The sequence below is a fragment of the Roseococcus sp. SYP-B2431 genome, from assembly GCF_004336745.1.
Lineage (GTDB): Bacteria > Pseudomonadota > Alphaproteobacteria > Acetobacterales > Acetobacteraceae > Roseococcus.
In genome coordinates, this window is record NZ_SJXD01000026.1 from 123462 (window position 1) to 140768 (window position 17307).

The window sequence follows — 17307 nt, forward strand, 5'->3', positions numbered from 1 at the left end:
GTCGACGACCCCGGAAGAATGGTGCCGCGGGCGCCCCGGGGCAATGCAGGCTCATGGATTCGCGATGGATTTCGGAGGATACATGCGGCTGGGCTTCTTGACCCCCTCTTCCAACACCGTGCTGGAACCGGCCGTTGCCGCGCTGTTGCGCGACCATCCGGCGATCACCGCACATTTCGCGCGCTTCCGCGTGCTGGCGATCAACCTCGGCGCGCAGGCGAACAGCCAATTCGACCCGGCGCCGGTCCTGGCAGCGGCGGAGCTGCTGGCCGATGCAAAGGTGGATTCGATCTGCTGGGCCGGCACCTCCGGCAGCTGGCTGGGCTTCGCGCAGGACGAGGCGCTCTGCGCCGCCATCACGGAGCGGACCGGCATCCCGGCGACGACGGCCACACTCGCTTTGCGCGATGCGCTGCGCCTGGCGGGCGCGCGGCGCGTGGCGCTGGTGACGCCCTATCTCGCCGAGGTGCAGGACGCGATCCTCGCCAATCTGGCGCGCGAGGGCTTCCAGGTCACGGCCGAGCGGCACCTGGAGGATCCCGGCAACTACAGCTTCGCCCTGCACTCGGCCGGGACCGTCGACCGCCTCGTGGAGGAGGCGGTGGCCCAGGCGCCGACCGATGCGGTGATCATCCACTGCACCAACTTCCGCGGGCTTCCAGGCGCGCCGGGGCTCGAGGCGCGGCTGGGTCCGCTCGTGCTGGATTCCGTGGCGGTCTCGGTCTGGGGCGCGCTGCGGACGGCTGGCGAAGGGGCGGACCTGCCGGGCGGGCGCATCTTCCGAAGAATGAGATCAGTTTCCGGCACAAATCCAAAAAATGATTGACGCTTCGTCGGGCCTTCATCTATTTCCAAGCCATGAACGCCCCGCTCCCGTCGCGCCCCGCCAAGCCGATCCTGGGCAGCGACAACGATCCGGATGGCATCTTCGTCGCCGCGCGTGACGCGATCCCGATCCTGCCGACCCCACGCCTTCCCGATGCCTTCTCCTGGCCAGCGCCGATCGGTGAAAGCCTGTCCTTCCTGCCCTTGGAGTTTCCGGCGGCCCAGGCCATGGCGGTCCCGGCTCCCGCGCCCTCCGCTCCGCCAGCGGTGATGGCCGAGCCGCCTCGCCCCGATCCGCCGCCGTCTGCCGTCCTGTCGGAGCAGCCGGCCTTCCACCAGCCACCGCCGCAAGAGCGGATCGTCATCGAGGAGCTCGGCCTCCGCGCACTTCGCGTGACCGGCACCAGCGGCGGCGACCGGCTCTTCGGCGGCCCGGGCGACGACCGGCTGGACGGTCTCGGCGGCGACGACATCCTCATGGACAGCCCCGGGCGCGACCTCCTCTACGGCGGCCCCGGCCATGACACGATCCGCTACGACCTGCTGCGCGCCGAGGTGAGCCTCGACACGCGCTTCCAGCGTATCGGCCTGGAGGACGGCGAGGATCAGTATGACGGCATCGAGGTTATCGACCTGCGCGACGGCGACTGGTTCCTGACGGCGGAGGACCCGGCCGCGCTGGTGCAGCGCCTCTGGCTGGCCGCCACGGGCCATGCACCCACGGCCGCCGAGATGATCCGCGAATCCGCCGCGCTGCAGGCCGGCGGCACGGCCGAAGCGCTGGCGGGCAGCCTCGCGACGGGTGCGGGTGAGGCGTTTCGTCTCCAGATCCAGGCCGCGCTCGACGCGCCGCGCGAAGGCGGGCTCGACCAGCCCCTCTGGGTGCCGGATGCGGACGCCCTGCTGCTCGCCCGGCTCTGCGAGCTGGGGCTGGGGGGCGCGCCGGGCCGGGATGCCTTCCTGCACTGGCTCGATGAGCTGGAGGGCGGCCGGTCCCCGACCTCCCTGGCGGCGGAGCTGCTGGCCACGCCCGAGGGGCAGGCCCAAGCCGCCTATGCCGATGGCCAGGCGCTGGCCCTGGCCGCGGCGTCGTGGATGTTATAGCATCCGTCTTGTCAGATAGAATGTTATAGTATTACATATCCCCTGAACGCCTCAGGGGTCCTGTCATGCGCCTTTCGCCGATCTGGTTTCTCGCCGGCCTCGTGCCGCCGCTCGCTTCGATCGGGACGCCGCTCGCCCAGGCCGTGGATTCCATCACCCTGCCGCAGATGTCGGTGACCGCCAGCCCCGTCGCGGGCGACCAGCCCGGCAGCTTCCTCCCCGTCACCACCCTCGACCAGGCGCGCATCGCCGCCGACCCAGCCCGCTCCCTCGGCGACCTGATGCGCGACGAGCCCGGGCTCACCTCGACCAGCTTCGCGCCCGGCGCCAGCCGTCCCGTCATCCGCGGCCTCGACAACTTCCGGGTACGCCTCCAGGAGAACGGCTTCGGCGCCGGCGACGTTTCCGCCTATGGCGAGGACCATGCCGTGCCGCTGGATCCGATGAGCGCCGAGCGGATCGAGGTGATCCGCGGCCCGGCCTCGCTGCGCTGGGGCTCGCAGGCGATCGGCGGTGTGGTGAACGTCATCAACAACCGCATCCCGACCAGCCTGCCCGACCAGGCGGTGAAGGGCCGCGTCTCCGGCGGCTGGAACAGCGGCAGCCGCGGCTGGGACGGCGTTGCCAGCGCCGATGTCCGCGCGGGCAATGTGGTGGTGCACGGCGACGTCTTCGGCCGCCACGACGGCGACTACGCCATCCCGGGCGGCCGGCGGCAGGCCAATAGCGGCGTGCGGACCGATGGCGGCTCGATGGGCCTCAGCTACTTCTTCGACCAGGGCTTCATCGGCGCCTCGGTCTCCCGCTTCACCAGCCTCTACGGCATCCCCGGCGGCGAGGAGGCGGCGCTCGGCACCCAGATCCGCATGGAGCAGACCCGCTGGGCGAGCCGCGGCGAATACAGGCCCGGCTCCGGCCCGGTCCGCAGCGTGAACTTCTGGCTGGGCTACACGACCTACCGGCACGAGGAGATCGGCGCGGAGCACGATCACGCCCACCACCATCACCACGATCACGATCACGATCACGATCATGACCACGCGGAGCCCGCCGCCCGCGGCCGGCATGTGCATGGCTCGTTCCGCAACCGGTCATGGGACGGCCGGCTGGAGCTTCAGCACATGCCGGCCGCGATCCGCCTGGGCGAATTGAACGGGACGCTGGGCTTCTCAATCGAGCGCGAGGCCCTGCGCACCACCGGCGAGTTCCTGGAATACCTTCCGCCCGCCACCACCGAGCGCTACGCCGGCTACGTCTTCGAGGAGCTGAGTCTCACGCCGGCCCTGCGATTGCAGGCGGCCGCGCGCATCGAATTCGTGCGGCTCGATGGCTCGACCGCCGGATTCCCCCAAGGCAACCTCCCGCTCTCCGGGGACCAGGAGCTGGAGAACGCCGCGCGGCGGCGCGGCTTCACCCCCGTGAGCTTCAGCCTCGGTGCCCTGCACGACCTCCCCTGGGGCTTGCAGGCAAGGGCCACGGCGCAGTACGTGCAGCGCGCGCCGAGCGCCGCCGAACTCTTCGCGCGGGGGGCGCATCATGCCTCCGGCACCTTCGACATCGGCAACCCGAACCTCCGCAAGGAAGCGGCCACGACGCTCGAGCTCGGCCTCGCGCGCCAGGCCGGCGGCTTCCGCTTCGACGCCAGCGCCTACTACTCGCGCTTCAACGGCTTCATCACCCGCGCGCTGACCGGCAACAGCTGCGGCGAGTCCTTCTCCTCCTGCGCCCCGGGCGGCGATGGCGAGTTCCGCCAGGTCGCCTATGGCCAGCGCGACGCGAGCTTCTACGGCTTCCAGGGGCGGGCCGAGCAGGACGTGCTGCAGCTCGGTGGCGGCACGGCCGGCGTCTCCGCCCGCTACGATTTCGTGCGCGCCGAATTCGCCAACGGCGCCGGCAATGTGCCGCGCATCCCGCCGCATCGGCTAGGCGCGGGCGTCTGGTGGCGCAGCCCGACCTGGAACGCGGCGCTGGACTACCTGCACGCCTTCGACCAGACGCGCACCGGCGCGAACGAAACCCGCACCGAGGGCTACGACCTGCTGAACCTGCGCGTCGGCTACACGCGGCAGCTGGGCGGCACGCGGGCGGTGAACCTCTCCGTCATCGGCAGCAACCTGCTGGATTCCGACATGCGAAACGCGGCCTCCTTCAAGAAGGACGAGGTGCTGCTGCCCGGGCGCGCCGTGCGGCTGCTGGCGACCTTCACCTTCTGATGGCCGCCATGTCTCGCGACGCGGTTCGCCGCCTTCGCGGAGGCCTCTTTCCGGCGATACGGCGGCAAGCTGCCGCATGTCGCCGCCCGGGCCCCGACCTTGGGCTGCGATTCGACAGCCCGAAGGTGACGAGGCCGCGCCCCTCGATGCGCCAGGCGGGATTCCAGGCGATCTCCCAGGCATGCTCATCAGACCACCCGCGCGGGGTAGGACGGGCTGGCTACCGAAACCGGCCCGCCTTTTTCGACGATGGAAGCCTAGGCTCCTCCGGCCGTCCCCGCAGACCGCTCACGCCAGGCCGCCCGCCGCCTCGATCACGGCCGGCCCCATGGCCGCCAGGCCCGCCGCGCACCATTCGCGCGAGATGCTCTCGGACGGATGGTGGCTGACGCCGCCATCGCACGGAATGAACATGAGCGCCGAAGGCACCACGATCCCGACATGCAGCGCATCCTGCGGGATCGGGCCCGGCATGTCGCGATGCCGCAGCTGCGCGGCGCCTGCCGCGCGCCGCAGGGAATCGAGCAGCTTCGGCGCGAAGGGGACGCGCGGATAGCCGCCCGCGCGCTCGATCTCGACGCGCACGCCCCGGCGAGCGGCGAGCTCGGCGACGTCTTCGCGGAAGGCGGCCGTCATGCGCGCATTCCCGTCCTCATCCGGATGGCGGATATTCGCCGCGACGCGCACCACGGAGGGGATGTTGCCGCGCGCGTCCGGCTCCAGCGTCAGGCGCGTGGCCGTGGCCATGCCGCCGGTCGCGATCGCGATGCGCTCCAGGGCCAGCACCAGCTCCGAGGCGGCCGCCAACGCATCCTGCCGCCCCGCCATGGGCGAGCCGACATGCCCGTCGCGGCCGGTGAACACCAGGGTCCACTGCTCGACGCCGATGCAATGGGTGACGATGCCGATGGGGATGCCCTCGCGCTCCAGGATCGGCCCCTGCTCGATATGCGCCTCGTAATAGGCGGCGAAGTTCCGGGCCATCGCCGGATCGGCGTCGCCGGCCCAGCCCGTCTGCCGCAGCGCATCGCCATAGGTGATCGAGGGGTCGAAATTGTCCGGCGCGGCCAGCACCTTCGCCTCGTCGATGAGGCCCATCGCGCCACCGCTCGCCGACATGGAGGGGCTGAAGCGCGAGCCCTCCTCGTTCGTCCAGTTCACCACGGTGATCGGCGCCCTCGTGCGCCGCCCGGCCTCATGCAAGGCGCGCAGGATCTCCAGCCCCAGCAGCACGCCGTAGGGACCGTCGTACCTGCCGCCGGTGGGCACGCTGTCGAGATGGCTGCCGACGGCGACCGGCGCGGCCCCGGGATCGGCGCCCGCATAGGTGAGGTACATGCTGCCGAGCCGGTCCACCTCCACGCTGCAGCCCGCGGCCAGGCCCCAGTCGCGCAGCAGCGCGCGAGCCTCGGTATCCTCGGCGGAGAGGGCGAGGCGCCTGACGCCGCCATCGGGCGTCGCGCCGATGCGCGCCATCTCCTCGAGGCTCCGCCAGAAGCGGTCTGGCGAGAAGGGAATGCTCATTCTGCGTTCTCCGGCCAGCCGGCGCGGTGACCTGCACCATGCCGGCGGAAGTTCTGGATGACGGGCGCGCGCTGCCGCGATCGGGATGTCCTGCCCGCCCATAGTGCGTGCATATGCGGCGGCGTGAAGGTCGGCGGGTGCGGCGGGATCGCGCTGCCGGTCACCGGCGGATGCCGGCGCGTGCAGCCTGACGCGGAAAGCGGCATCCCCCTTGCGGCATCCCCGGCCTCGGGCGAGCCTGCCGCATGACATCCTGGCAGGCCCGCGCGGGCACCACCTTCTCCACCCAGAAGCAGCCCGCCTTCGGCGCGCGCGGCATGGTCGTCACCAACCATCCCGCCGCCAGCGCCGCCGGCGCCCAGATGCTGGCCGAGGGCGGCAACGCGGTGGACGCCGCCGTCGCCGCCATCCTGGCGCTCACCGTCTGCGAGCCGATGATGGTGGGGATGTTCGGCGGCGGCCTCATGCACATCGCCTCGCCCGACGGCAGCCACGACGTGCTGGACGGCATGGCCACCTGCCCGCTCAACTCGCGGCCCGAGATGTTCGAGGGGCGCGACCCGCGCAGGCAGACGCTGGGCGCGCTATCGGTCGCGGTGCCGGGCAACCTGCTGGCCTGGGAGGCCGGGCTGAAGCGGCACGGCCGCTTCTCCATGGCCGATGTCATCGAGCCGGCCATCCGCCTCGCCTCCAAGGGCTTCGAGGCGAGCGGCTACCTGCACGAATGCATCGCCGAGACCGCTGCCGACCTCAGGCTCGACGCCACCATCGCACGCATCTTCCTGGCCGACGGCGCGCCCATCCCCGCCGGCACGCGCGTGGTCAACGAGGCGCTGGCCGACAGCCTGCGCGCCGTGGCGCGGGAGGGCGCGGCCGCCCTCCACGAGGGCGACCTCGGCACCTCCGCCTCCATCGACCTGGCGCGCAAGGGCGGCATCATCACCACCGACGACCTCGCCGCCGCCCGCATGATCCGGCGCGAGGCCGTGCGCGGCACCTACCGCGGCATCGAGGTCTACGGCCCGCCGCCGCCCTCGGCCGGCGGCGTGCACGTGCTGCAGATGCTGAACCTGCTGGAGGCCTATGACATCGCGGCCAGCGGCTTCGGCACGCCGGGGACGCTGCACCTCATCGCGGAGGCCCTGAAGATGGCCTTCGCAGATCGCGCGGTGGCGACGGCCGATCCGGCCTTCGTGGACGTTCCGGTGGCCAAGCTCATCAGCAAGGACTACGCGGCCGAGCGCCGCGCCTTCCTGGACCTGGCCCGTGCCAGGGCCTGGTCGCCGGGCCTCCAGGCCATGGAGAGCGCCAACACCACGCATATCACGGTGGCCGATCACGAAGGGCGGATCGCCTGCTGCACGCATACGATCAACAGCCTCTTCGGCGCCAAGATCATGCTGCCGGAGAGCGGGCTGATCCCGAACAACTACATGGCGCTCTTCGACCCGCGCCCGGGGCTGGCGCAGTCCATCGAGCCGGGCAAGCGCATCACCACCTCCATGTCGCCGCTGATCCTACGCAGGGACGGCAAGCCCTATGCTGCGCTGGGCCTGCCCGGCGGGCTGCGCATCTTCGCCTCGACCTTCCAGGCGGTGATGAACCTGATCGACCACGGCATGTCGCTGCAGGAGGCGGTGGAGGCCCCGCGCCTCTGGACCATGGGCGGGCCGGTGGAGATGGAGGGCGGCTTCTCCGCCGGGACGCGGGCGGCGCTGGAGGCGATGGGGCACCAGCCGGTGGCGATGCCGCATGTTGCGGGCGGGATGGGCGCCATCCGCTGGCACGCAGATGGGCTGATGGAGGGCGCCTCCTGCTGGCGGGCTGACGGCGCGCCGGTGGCGATCGGCGGCGGGCCGGCGCGGAGCGGGGTGCGGTTCTGGCCGGATGCGCCGAAGGCCTGAAGCCAACGGATGCTCCGTTGGTTTTCGGCCTCCACGGGGCTATGAAGCGCGCGATGACGAAAAAGCCCCTCTCCTTCCAGCAGATGATCCTGACCCTGCACGACTACTGGTCGTCGCAGGGCTGCCTGATCCTTCAGCCTTACGACATGGAGATGGGCGCCGGCACCTTTCATCCGGCGACCACCCTGCGCGCCCTCGGCCCGCAGCCCTGGAGCGCGGCCTATGTGCAGCCTTCGCGCCGCCCCTCCGATGGCCGCTACGGCGAGAACCCGAACCGGCTGCAGCACTACTACCAGTACCAGGTCATCATGAAGCCGAGCCCGCGCGACCCGCAGGCCATGCTGCTGGAGAGCTACCGCGCCCTCGGCCTCGATCCCGCCCTGCACGACATCCGCTTCGTGGAAGACGACTGGGAAAGCCCGACCCTGGGCGCCTGGGGCCTCGGCTGGGAGGTCTGGTGCGACGGGATGGAGGTGACGCAGTTCACCTATTTCCAGCAGGTCGGGGGCATCCCCTGCGAGGTGCCGTCCTGCGAGCTCACCTACGGGCTCGAACGGCTGGCCATGTACATCCAGGGCGTGGAGAACGTCTACGACCTCGATTTCAACGGCCGCGGCGTGACCTATGGCGAGGTCTTCCTGCGCGCCGAGAAGGAATACAGCGCCCACAACTTCGAATTCGCTAACGTGACGCTGCTCAAGCGGCAGTTCGAGGAGGCGGAGCAGGAATGCGCCGCCCTCGTCTCGCACGGCCTGGCGATGCCGGCCTATGACCAGTGCATCAAGGCGAGCCACCGCTTCAACCTGCTGGACGCGCGCGGCGCCATCAGCGTGACCGAGCGGGCCGCCTATATCGGCCGCGTGCGGACGCTGGCGAAGGCCTGCTGCGAAAGCTGGCTGGCGGGCGCGGCCTAGGGTAGAATCTTCGCGGAGGTTCTACCATGGGCCAGTTGAACATCAAGGACGACGAGCTCATCGCCAAGGCCAAGCGCCTGGCGGAGCGGCGGGGCACGACGACGACGGGCGCCCTACGCCTGGCGCTGGACGAGGCGCTGGCGCGCGACGAGGCGGAGATCGCCCGCCGCATCGCGGCGATCCGAGCCATTTCGGAGGAAGCGAGCAAGCATGTCTTGCCAGGCAGGACGAGCGATCACTCCGACCTCTACGACGAGCATGGCGCGCCCAAGTGATCGTCGACACCTCAGCGCTGATTTCCATCCTCTTCCGGGAGGCGGATGCGCCACGCTTCACGGTGGCGCTGGGCGCGGCCAGCAATCCCGTCATATCCGCCGTCACGCTGGTCGAGACGACGATCGTCTCCGAAGGGCGGAGCACCCCGCAGATGGTGGGACAGCTGGAGGCGCTTCTGCATGACGCCGGCGTGGAGATCGTGCCGGTCACGGCGGAGCAGGCCCGCATCGCCCAGGACGGCTGGCGCCGCTACGGCAAGGGCCGCCACCCCGCCGGCCTCAATTTCGGCGACTGCTTTGCCTATGCTCTCGCTAAGAGCCGCGACGAACCCCTCCTCTTCAAGGGCGATGATTTCGCCCAGACCGATGTGAAGGCCGCCATCTAGTGCCCGAATTGCTGATCGAGTTCCTCACCGAGGAAATCCCCGCGCGCATGCAGGCGCGCGCCGCCGAGGATCTGTGCCGGCTGGCCAAGGCCGCCCTCGCGCCGCTCATCCAAGGCGAGCCGCGCGGCTTCCACGGCCCCCGCCGCATCGGCCTCGTCGCCGGGATGGCGCTCTCGGCCGAGACGCCGGCCAAGGAGGAACGCGGCCCGCGCATCGGCGCGCCCGAGCAGGCGCTGGCCGGCTTCCTCAAGAAGCACAATGCCGCGCGCGAGATGCTGGCGGAGCAGAACGGCTTCCTCGTGCTCATGAAGCCCGGCGAGATCATCACGGCCGAGGCCCTGCTGGCCCGCGCCCTGCCCGAGATCGTCTGGTCCTTTCCCTGGCCCAAGAGCATGCGCTGGGCCAATTCCGCGCTGGCCTGGGTGCGTCCCCTCCAGCGCGTCCTTTGCCTGCTCGACGGCAAGGTGGTCCCCGTGGCCTTCGCTCGTGGCGAGGATGCGGCGCATGGCCTCGTGGCCGCCGACCTGACCGAAGGCCATCGCGTCCACGCGCCCGGCGCCTTCGCGGTGACGGGCTTCGCCGACTACACGGAAAAGCTCCGCGCCCATTTCGTCGTGCCGGAGGCGGAGGAGCGCATCACCCTCATCCGCGATGGGGTGGCGGCCCTGGCCGCGGCCGAGGGCATCGAGGTCGTGCCCGACGAGGGGCTGCTCGCCGAGGTCGCCGGCCTCGTCGAATGGCCCGTGCCGCTGCTGGGCCGCATCGACGACGCCTTCATGGACCTGCCTGCCGAGGTCATGCGCACCTCGATGCGCGTGAACCAGCGCTACTTCGCGCTCCGCAGGCCGGACGGCTCGGCCGCGCCGTATTTCGCGCTGGTGGCGAATATCGCGGCGACGGATGGCGGCAAGGCGCTGGTCGCGGGCAATGAGCGCGTGCTGCGCGCCCGCCTCTCCGACGCCCGCTTCTTCTGGGACCAGGACCGCAAGCAAAAGCTGGAGGAATTCCTGCCGAAGCTGGACGGCGTGGTCTTCCATGCCAAGCTCGGCACGCAGGGCCAGCGGGTGCTGCGCATCGCCAAGCTGGCGGCCTTCCTCGCGCACATGGTCGGCGCCGATGCGCCGCTGGCCGAGCGCGCGGCGCGGCTGGCCAAGGCAGACCTCGTCTCCGGCATGGTGGGCGAGTTCCCCGAACTTCAGGGCGTGATGGGCGGCTACTACGCGCGCCAGCAGGGCGAGGATCCGCGCGTGGCCGATGCCATCGCGCAGCACTACCGCCCCCTCGGCCCGACGGACGCGGTGCCCACAGAGCCGGTGGCGATCGCCCTGGCGCTGGCGGACAAGCTGGACCAGCTCGCCGGCTTCTTCGCCGCCGACGAGCGCCCCACCGGCAGCGGCGATCCCTTCGCCTTGCGCCGCGCCGCGCTCGGCGTCATCCGCATCCTGCGCGAGAACGGGCTGCGCCTGCGGCCTGCCGATATCGTCGGCGAGGCCTTCTTCGGCTTCCCGCAGGCGACCGGCAGCACCGCCTCCCCCAAATTCGGCATGGCCGTGGCGCAGGAGCGCATCAAGGCCGGCGCGCCGAAGGAGAGCCGCCATCCCCCCATGGTCGCGGCCTTCGCGGCAGGCGTGGTGGACTTCCTCACCGATCGCCTCCGCGTCCAGCTCCGCGCCGAGGGCGCGCGACACGACCTCGTCGCCGCCAGCATCGGCGAGGACGACGACATCCTCCGTATCCTGTCCCGCGCCGAGGCGTTGAAGAGCCTGGTCGAATCCGAGGACGGGAAGAATCTGCTCGCCGCCTATAAGCGCGCCCAGAACATCCTTCGCATCGAGGAGAAGAAGGACGGCCCGCATTCCGGGCCGGTGGACGAAGCCCTGCTGGCGCTGCCCGAGGAGAAGGCGCTGAACACCGCCCTCGCCTCGGCCGAGGCGCAGGTGCAACCTCTCCTGGCCTCGGAGAGTTTCGGCCCGGCCATGTCCGCCCTCGCCGCCCTGCGCCCGCCGGTCGACGCCTTCTTCGACCGGATCATGGTCAACGACCCCGAGCCTTCATTACGCCGCAACCGCCTGCGATTACTCTCCCGCCTCCGCACCGCGATGGACGCCGTCGGCGACCTGTCGAAAATCGAAGCCTGAAGGAAACCGCGCATGACACAGTGGGTGTACAGCTTCGGCGCCGGCCACAACGAGGGCAGCGCCGGGATGCGGAACCTGCTCGGCGGCAAGGGCGCGAACCTCGCGGAGATGGCGGCGATCGGCCTGCCCGTGCCGCCCGGCTTCACCATCACGACCGAGGTCTGCACCTATTTCTACGACCACGGGAAGCAGTACCCCGCCGACCTCGATGACGCCGTCGCCGCCGCGCTGACCCGCATCGAGGAGGCGGTCGGCCTCAAATTCGGCGACACGGAGAAGCCGCTGCTCGTTTCCGTCCGCTCGGGCGCGCGCGTCTCCATGCCGGGCATGATGGACACCGTGCTGAACCTCGGCCTCAACGACCAGACGGTGGAAGGCCTCGCCAAGGCCAGCGGCGACGAGCGCTTCGCCTGGGACAGCTACCGTCGCTTCATCCAGATGTACGGCTCGGTGGTGCTCGACGTGGACCATCACCGCTTCGAGGAGATCATCGAGGATGTGAAGCTGGACCGCGGCGTCGCCGAGGACACCCAGCTCACCGCCGCGGACTGGCAGGACGTGGCCATGGGCTTCAAGACCGTCGTGGCCGACGCCACTGGCGAGCCCTTCCCGCAGGATCCCCGTGCCCAGCTCTGGGGCGCGATCGGCGCCGTCTTCGGCTCCTGGATGAATGCCCGCGCCAATACCTATCGCCGCCTGAACGACATCCCCGCGAGCTGGGGCACCGCGGTCAACGTGCAGGCCATGGTCTTCGGCAATATGGGCGAAGATTGCGCCACGGGCGTCTGCTTCACCCGCGACCCCTCGACGGGCGAGAACATCTTCTACGGCGAGTATCTGGTGAACGCGCAGGGCGAGGATGTCGTGGCCGGCATCCGCACGCCGCAGCCCATGGCCGCCGAGCGCGCCAAGCCCGGCGAGAGGCCGATGGAAGAGGTGATGCCCGCCGCCTATCAGGAGCTCGTCCGCGTCCGCTCCGTGCTCGAGAAGCACTACAAGGACATGCAGGACATCGAGTTCACGGTCCAGCAGAACCGCCTCTACATGCTGCAGACGCGCAACGGGAAGCGCACCGCGGCCGCCTCGCTCAGGATCGCGGTGGATATGTGCCGCGAGGGGCTGATCGACGAGACCGAGGCGGTGACGCGCGTGGCCCCCGGTTCGCTCGACCAGCTCCTGCACCCAACGCTCGACCCCAAGGCGCCGCGCAAGCTTCTGAGCAAGGGCCTGCCCGCCTCGCCGGGCGCGGCCTGCGGCGTGGTGGTCTTCAACTCCGAGGAGGCCGAGATGCGCGCGCAGAAGGGCGAGAGCGTCATCCTGGTCCGTATCGAGACGAGCCCCGAGGACATCCACGGCATGCACGCCGCCCGCGGCATCCTCACCACGCGCGGCGGCATGACCAGCCACGCGGCGGTGGTGGCGCGCGGCATGGGCCGGCCCTGCGTGGCCGGCGCCGGCGGCGTGGCGGTGGACTATGCCTCGCAGGCGCTCTCCTCCGGCGGCAACATCGTGCGCGCGGGGGACACCATCACGCTTGACGGCGCGACGGGCGAGATCTTCCTCGGCTCCGTCGCGATGATCGAGCCCCAGCTTTCCGGCGATTTCGCCACCCTCATGGAATGGGCCGACAAGGTCCGCCGCATGAAGGTGCGCGCCAATGCCGAGACCCCTCTCGATGCCGAGACCGCGAGGAAGTTCGGCGCCGAGGGCATCGGCCTCTGCCGCACCGAGCACATGTTCTTCGACCCCGAGCGCATCGGCGCCGTCCGGCAGATGATCATGTCGGAGACCGAGGAGGGTCGCCGCGCCGCGCTCGCCAGGCTGCTGCCCTTCCAGCGCGCCGACTTCACCGAGCTCTTCCGCATCATGGCCGGCCTGCCGGTCACCATCCGCCTGCTCGACCCGCCGCTGCACGAATTCCTCCCGCACACCGAGGAGGAAATCGCCGAGGTCGCCGCCAGCCTCGGCGTCGAGGCCACGGCCATGCAGCGCCGCGCCTCGGAGCTCTCGGAGGCCAACCCGATGCTCGGCCATCGCGGCTGCCGGCTCGGCGTCACCTTCCCCGAAATCTACGAGATGCAGGCCCGCGCCATCTTCGAGGCAGCGGTCGCCGTCGCCAAGGACACCGGCCTCGCGCCCGTGCCCGAGATCATGATCCCGCTCGTGATGGTGAAGCGCGAGCTCGACATCACCCGCGCCCAGGTGGACCGCATCGCCCAGGAGGTCTTCGCGGAGACGGGCACGGCCATCGAATACCTGGTCGGCACCATGATCGAGCTGCCGCGCGCCTGCCTGACCGCCGACAGCATCGCCGAGAGCGCCGACTTCTTCAGCTTCGGCACCAACGACCTGACGCAGACCACCTTCGGCCTCTCGCGCGACGACGCCGGCAAGTTCCTGCCGGCCTATGTGGAGAAGAACATCCTGCCGAAGGATCCCTTCGTCTCCATCGACCCCGATGGCGTGGGCGCGCTGATGTCGATCGGCGCGCAGAAGGGGCGCAGCGTGAAGGCGGCGCTGAAGCTTGGCATCTGCGGCGAGCATGGCGGGGATCCGTCCTCGATCCAGTTCTGCGAGACGGTCGGCCTGGATTACGTCTCCTGCTCGCCCTACCGCGTGCCGGTCGCGCGGCTGGCGGCGGCGCAGGCCGCGCTTTCGGGCGGCGGCATCGACAGGACGGCCTGAGCGGGACTACAAATCCCTGGACCGTGGCTCCAGCCCGGCGACCGCGCGCGGCGCCGGGCGCAGGCTCGCATAGGCCACCTCGCCGAAATCCTGCAGGCGGCGCGCGACCGCCGCGAAGGCCCGCCGGTCGCGCGCGGCGACCGGCGCCTCCGGCGTGTTCGTCCGGTGCGCGATATAGCGCGCCAGCGAGCCCGCCCCGCGCCGATGCGCGGCCGCGACCATGCCGGATTCGATCAGCATGATGTCCTGTCCGTTCACCCCGCGGATCACCGTTCCCCGCTGCGCCAGCGCTCCGTTGCGGTCGATCAGCGTTTCCGTCCGGCGGAGATAGGCGGAAAAGGCTGCCTCCTGCGCCGAGGGGTTGGCCAGGAACTCCGCATCGCTGCTCGCGCCGGCCTGCCGCGCTGTGGCGGTCCAGTTCCCCTGACCGTCCTTCCAGCCGATGTCGAGCAGCGTGTTGGGCAGGAGCTGATAGCGCCCCATCGCCCCGGATCGCGGGTTGCGGATTCCGTAGCCGTGCTGCGCCTGCTCGGCGCTGCGCTCGGCCTGGGCGATGCGCTGGCGGAACTCGCCGTTGGGCCAGGTCTCCCAGGCGCGCGTCACCGTCGCGGTGCCGGAGAGGGGCACGCTCCGCGCCGGTGCCGTCCCCTCCCGGGCCCGGGCCATGGCGAGCTGGAATCCGCCGCCTGTCACAGCCGCGCGGACGCGTTGCACGGGGAGAGCCTGGGCGGCGGCGCGAATCTGTTCCACGCCGCGACACTACCGCGGGGAGGTTAACGGCCGGTGAAGCCGCTCACGCCTCCGTCGATTCCGGCAGCTTCATCCAGGCCGGAACCCGCGGCCGCAGCACCGCCTCGCCGCAGCGCAGCTCGCCGGACAGCGCCGCGAGCCGCAGCAGCGCCATCCCCCGCACCCCCTGGCCCGAGCGCATCTCGCCGACCTCCGCGCCCCCGCGCGTCACCGGCGTGCCCCGGGCCGGCAGCGGCCCCTCGACCTCGACGGGCACCAGCCGCCGCTTGACCAGCCCGCGATACTTGGTCCGCGCCGTCAGCTCCTGGCCCATGTAGCAGCCCTTGGACCAGGAGATGCCGTGCAGCTCGTCGAACCCCGCCTCGAGCAGGATGGACTGCTCGGCCTGCAGATCCCGGCTGCCGTCGGGCAAGCCCAGGGACAGGCGGTGAAGGTCGTAATTCGCCGCCGAGGCCGTCGCCGGCAGTGGCGCGTCGGTGACGAGCCGCCACCCCGCCCCGGCCAGCCGCGGGTCGGCCACCGCGCCGGCGGGCACCGGCTCTCCCCATCCCGCCTGCACGGAAAACCCCTCCAGCCGCGCCATCGCGACCTTGGAGCGCAGCCTGAACCGCAGCAGCCGGGCCATGACCATCTCGGCCTGCGCGGCCTCGGCATCCATCAGCAGCCGGTCGGCCCGGGGCAGCAGGAAGAAGTCGGCCAGCCACTTGCCTTGCGGCGTCAGCAGGGCCGCCCAGAGCGCCTCCCCCTCCGGGATCGCCGTCACGTCGTTGGAGATCAGGCCCTGGAGGAAGGCCAGCCGGTCCTCGCTGGTGACTTCCAGGACGGCACGGTCGGAGAGCGTCGCTACTGGCATGGACTGGAATGTGGCAGTTCCAACAGGGGGTTCAACCAGGACGCTTTCTGCTAGATGGGCGCGGTGCGCATCCTGTTCATCACCTCGACGCGGATCGGCGATGCCGTGCTCTCGACCGGCCTGCTCGACCACCTGCTGCGGCGGCATCCGGAGGCCCGCATCACCATTGCCTGCGGCATCGTGGCCGAGGGGATCTTCGCCCGCATGCCCGGGCTGGAGCGCATCATTCCCCTGACCAAGAAGCGCTGGTCGCTGCACTGGCCGGAGCTCTGGTGGAAGGTCGCCTTCCGCCGCTGGGACCTGGTGGTGGACCTGCGCGGCTCGGCCATGGCCTGGCTGCTGTGGACGCGGAGCCGCGCCGTGATGCGCGGCGGCCGGCGGCCGGGGCATCGCATCCAGTACCTCGCCGAGGCGCTGGGCGTCTCGCCCGCCCCGCGCCCGGTCGTTTGGTTCGATGCCGGGGACGCGGCGCGCGCCGGGGCGGCACTGCCCCATGGCCCCTGCCTCATCCTCGGCCCCACGGCCAATTGGCACGTGAAGACTTGGCCGGCGGAGCGCTTCGTCGAGCTGGTTCAGCGCCTGACCGGCCCGCGCGGCCTGCTGCCCGGGGCCCATGTCGCGATCCTGGGCGGGCCCGGCGCGCAGGAGCGGCGCATGGCCGAGCCGGTCCTGGCGGCCCTGCCCGGAGCCGTCGATCTCGTGGGCCGGCTGTCGCTGCCCGAGGTGGCGGCCGTGCTGTCGCGGGCCGCGCTCTATGTCGGCAATGATTCGGGCCTGATGCACATCGCCGCCGCGACCGGCGTGCCCACGCTCGGCCTCTTCGGCCCGACCCCGGCCAGCGAATACGGCCCCGTCGGCGCCCGCGCCGCTTCCGTGCTGGCCGATGGCCGGCCCGCCGTCACGCCGATGGACCGGTTGGAGGTGGAAGCCGTGGTCGAGGCCGCGACGCGCCTGCTTGCCCCGGTGCCCGCATGAAGCTCTCCGCCCTCGTCGTCGCCCGCAACGAGGAGGCCCGCCTGCCTGCCTGCCTCGCCGGCCTCGGCTTCGCGGACGAGGTCGTGGTCGTGCTCGACCGCAGCACGGATTCGAGCGCGGCGATCGCCCGTGGGGCGGGTGCCCGCGTGCTGCAGGGCGAATGGACCCTGGAAGGCGACCGCCGCAACGCCGGCATCGCCGCCTGCACCGGCGACTGGATCCTCGAGATCGACGCCGACGAGCGCGTCCCGCCCGAGCTCGGCGCCGCGATCCGCCAGACCATCGAGACCAGCGCCGACGCCTTCCACCGCATCCGCATCGACAACTATGTGGGCGAGCGGCTGATCCTGCACGGCTGGGGCGGCAGCTTCGGCACGACCCTGAAGCCCATCCTCTTCCGCAAGGGCGCCAAGCACTGGCGGGCCCAGCGCGTGCATCCGGGCCTGGACTGGACCGGCAGCGAGGGCGCGCGGATCACCGCCCACGGCATACGTCACGAGGTGGACCGCGACATCTCCGACATGCTGCGCCGGCTCGACCGCTACAGCAGCGCCAAGGCGGCGGACCTGCTGGAGGCCGGCGACATCGGCACGCTGGGCAACAATCTGCGCCGCTTCGTCTCGCGGACCTTCAAATGCCTGATCGGGCGGAAGGGCTACAAGGAGGGCGGCTGGGGCCTGCTGATCGCGCTTTGCGCGGGGCTCTTCCCCCTGCTCTCGCATCTCAAGGCCCGGCTGGAGCCGGAGCGGCACCGGCCTTGA

The 17307-nt window shown here is 71.0% G+C and carries 14 protein-coding genes; 11 read left to right on the forward strand and 3 right to left on the reverse strand.

Going from position 1 to position 17307, the window contains the following annotated elements; genetic code table 11:
- Positions 1-64: 64 nt before the first annotated feature.
- The 3 genes from EJV46_RS15055 (at position 65) to EJV46_RS15065 (ending at position 4142) form a co-directional block, all read left to right on the forward strand.
- A complete protein-coding gene (locus EJV46_RS15055) occupies positions 65-826 on the forward strand; it encodes an aspartate/glutamate racemase family protein (RefSeq protein ID WP_206020829.1) in 762 nt (253 codons plus the stop codon).
- A 32-nt stretch (positions 827-858) separates the two neighbouring features.
- On the forward strand, positions 859-1929 hold the full coding sequence (locus tag EJV46_RS15060; RefSeq protein ID WP_131549516.1) for a hypothetical protein: 1071 nt from the start codon (positions 859-861) through the stop codon (positions 1927-1929).
- Between the two features lie 65 nt (positions 1930-1994).
- Complete coding sequence (locus EJV46_RS15065) at positions 1995-4142, forward strand: TonB-dependent receptor (protein WP_131549517.1); 2148 nt, start codon at positions 1995-1997, stop codon at positions 4140-4142.
- Between the two features lie 288 nt (positions 4143-4430).
- On the opposite strand, the gene EJV46_RS15075 is transcribed toward EJV46_RS15065, so the two are convergent.
- Entirely contained in the window at positions 4431-5666 is a 1236-nt protein-coding gene (locus EJV46_RS15075) for a Zn-dependent hydrolase (RefSeq protein WP_165585561.1), read from the reverse strand.
- Positions 5667-5911: 245 nt separating this feature from the next.
- Between EJV46_RS15075 and ggt the strand changes: the two genes are divergently transcribed.
- Genes ggt through ppdK form a run of 6 tightly spaced genes read left to right on the forward strand, consistent with a single transcriptional unit; the run spans position 5912 to position 13968 of the window.
- Positions 5912-7570, forward strand: coding sequence for a gamma-glutamyltransferase (gene ggt, locus EJV46_RS15080; RefSeq protein ID WP_131549519.1), 1659 nt, complete (start codon positions 5912-5914; stop codon positions 7568-7570).
- Between the two features lie 53 nt (positions 7571-7623).
- Positions 7624-8484 carry a glycine--tRNA ligase subunit alpha gene (locus EJV46_RS15085; RefSeq protein ID WP_131549520.1) on the forward strand — a complete coding sequence of 287 codons (861 nt, stop codon included), beginning with the start codon at positions 7624-7626 and terminating at the stop codon, positions 8482-8484.
- 26 nt (positions 8485-8510) lie between these two features.
- Complete coding sequence (locus EJV46_RS15090) at positions 8511-8759, forward strand: type II toxin-antitoxin system VapB family antitoxin (RefSeq protein ID WP_131549521.1); 249 nt, start codon at positions 8511-8513, stop codon at positions 8757-8759.
- Positions 8756-9145, forward strand: coding sequence for a type II toxin-antitoxin system VapC family toxin (locus tag EJV46_RS15095; protein WP_131549522.1), 390 nt, complete (start codon positions 8756-8758; stop codon positions 9143-9145). The genes EJV46_RS15090 and EJV46_RS15095 overlap by 4 nt, the downstream gene beginning before the upstream one ends.
- Positions 9145-11283 carry a glycine--tRNA ligase subunit beta gene (glyS, locus tag EJV46_RS15100; protein WP_131549523.1) on the forward strand — a complete coding sequence of 713 codons (2139 nt, stop codon included), beginning with the start codon at positions 9145-9147 and terminating at the stop codon, positions 11281-11283. The genes EJV46_RS15095 and glyS overlap by 1 nt, the downstream gene beginning before the upstream one ends.
- Positions 11284-11295: 12 nt before the next feature.
- Positions 11296-13968, forward strand: a complete 2673-nt coding sequence (gene ppdK, locus EJV46_RS15105; protein ID WP_131549524.1) for a pyruvate, phosphate dikinase — start codon at positions 11296-11298, stop codon at positions 13966-13968.
- Between the two features lie 6 nt (positions 13969-13974).
- Here ppdK and EJV46_RS15110 read toward each other — a convergent pair whose 3' ends face one another.
- Positions 13975-14682 (reverse strand): hypothetical protein, encoded by a 708-nt coding sequence (locus EJV46_RS15110; protein ID WP_131549525.1) that lies wholly within the window; start codon positions 14680-14682, stop codon positions 13975-13977.
- Positions 14683-14761: 79 nt separating this feature from the next.
- Positions 14762-15571 carry a folate-binding protein YgfZ gene (locus EJV46_RS15115; protein ID WP_131549526.1) on the reverse strand — a complete coding sequence of 270 codons (810 nt, stop codon included), beginning with the start codon at positions 15569-15571 and terminating at the stop codon, positions 14762-14764.
- Positions 15572-15625: 54 nt separating this feature from the next.
- Here EJV46_RS15115 and EJV46_RS15120 point away from each other — a divergent pair, with 54 nt between their 5' ends.
- Both EJV46_RS15120 and EJV46_RS15125 read left to right on the forward strand, forming a co-directional pair.
- A complete protein-coding gene (locus tag EJV46_RS15120) occupies positions 15626-16546 on the forward strand; it encodes a glycosyltransferase family 9 protein (RefSeq protein WP_370323088.1) in 921 nt (306 codons plus the stop codon).
- Positions 16543-17307, forward strand: a complete 765-nt coding sequence (locus EJV46_RS15125; protein ID WP_131549527.1) for a glycosyltransferase family 2 protein — start codon at positions 16543-16545, stop codon at positions 17305-17307. Before EJV46_RS15120 ends, EJV46_RS15125 begins: the two co-directional genes overlap by 4 nt.

What these genes read in the sequence shown, in the direction of transcription:
- EJV46_RS15055 (WP_206020829.1), top strand. Translation starts at nt 65, where the DNA reads ATGGATTTCGGAGGATACATGCGGCTGGGCTTCTTGACCCCCTCTTCC.
- EJV46_RS15060 (WP_131549516.1), top strand. Translation starts at nt 859, where the DNA reads ATGAACGCCCCGCTCCCGTCGCGCCCCGCCAAGCCGATCCTGGGCAGC.
- EJV46_RS15065 (WP_131549517.1), top strand. Translation starts at nt 1,995, where the DNA reads ATGCGCCTTTCGCCGATCTGGTTTCTCGCCGGCCTCGTGCCGCCGCTC.
- EJV46_RS15075 (WP_165585561.1), bottom strand. Translation starts at nt 5,666, where the DNA reads ATGAGCATTCCCTTCTCGCCAGACCGCTTCTGGCGGAGCCTCGAGGAG.
- ggt (WP_131549519.1), top strand. Translation starts at nt 5,912, where the DNA reads ATGACATCCTGGCAGGCCCGCGCGGGCACCACCTTCTCCACCCAGAAG.
- EJV46_RS15085 (WP_131549520.1), top strand. Translation starts at nt 7,624, where the DNA reads ATGACGAAAAAGCCCCTCTCCTTCCAGCAGATGATCCTGACCCTGCAC.
- EJV46_RS15090 (WP_131549521.1), top strand. Translation starts at nt 8,511, where the DNA reads ATGGGCCAGTTGAACATCAAGGACGACGAGCTCATCGCCAAGGCCAAG.
- ppdK (WP_131549524.1), top strand. Translation starts at nt 11,296, where the DNA reads ATGACACAGTGGGTGTACAGCTTCGGCGCCGGCCACAACGAGGGCAGC.
- EJV46_RS15115 (WP_131549526.1), bottom strand. Translation starts at nt 15,571, where the DNA reads ATGCCAGTAGCGACGCTCTCCGACCGTGCCGTCCTGGAAGTCACCAGC.
- EJV46_RS15120 (WP_370323088.1), top strand. Translation starts at nt 15,626, where the DNA reads ATGGGCGCGGTGCGCATCCTGTTCATCACCTCGACGCGGATCGGCGAT.
- EJV46_RS15125 (WP_131549527.1), top strand. Translation starts at nt 16,543, where the DNA reads ATGAAGCTCTCCGCCCTCGTCGTCGCCCGCAACGAGGAGGCCCGCCTG.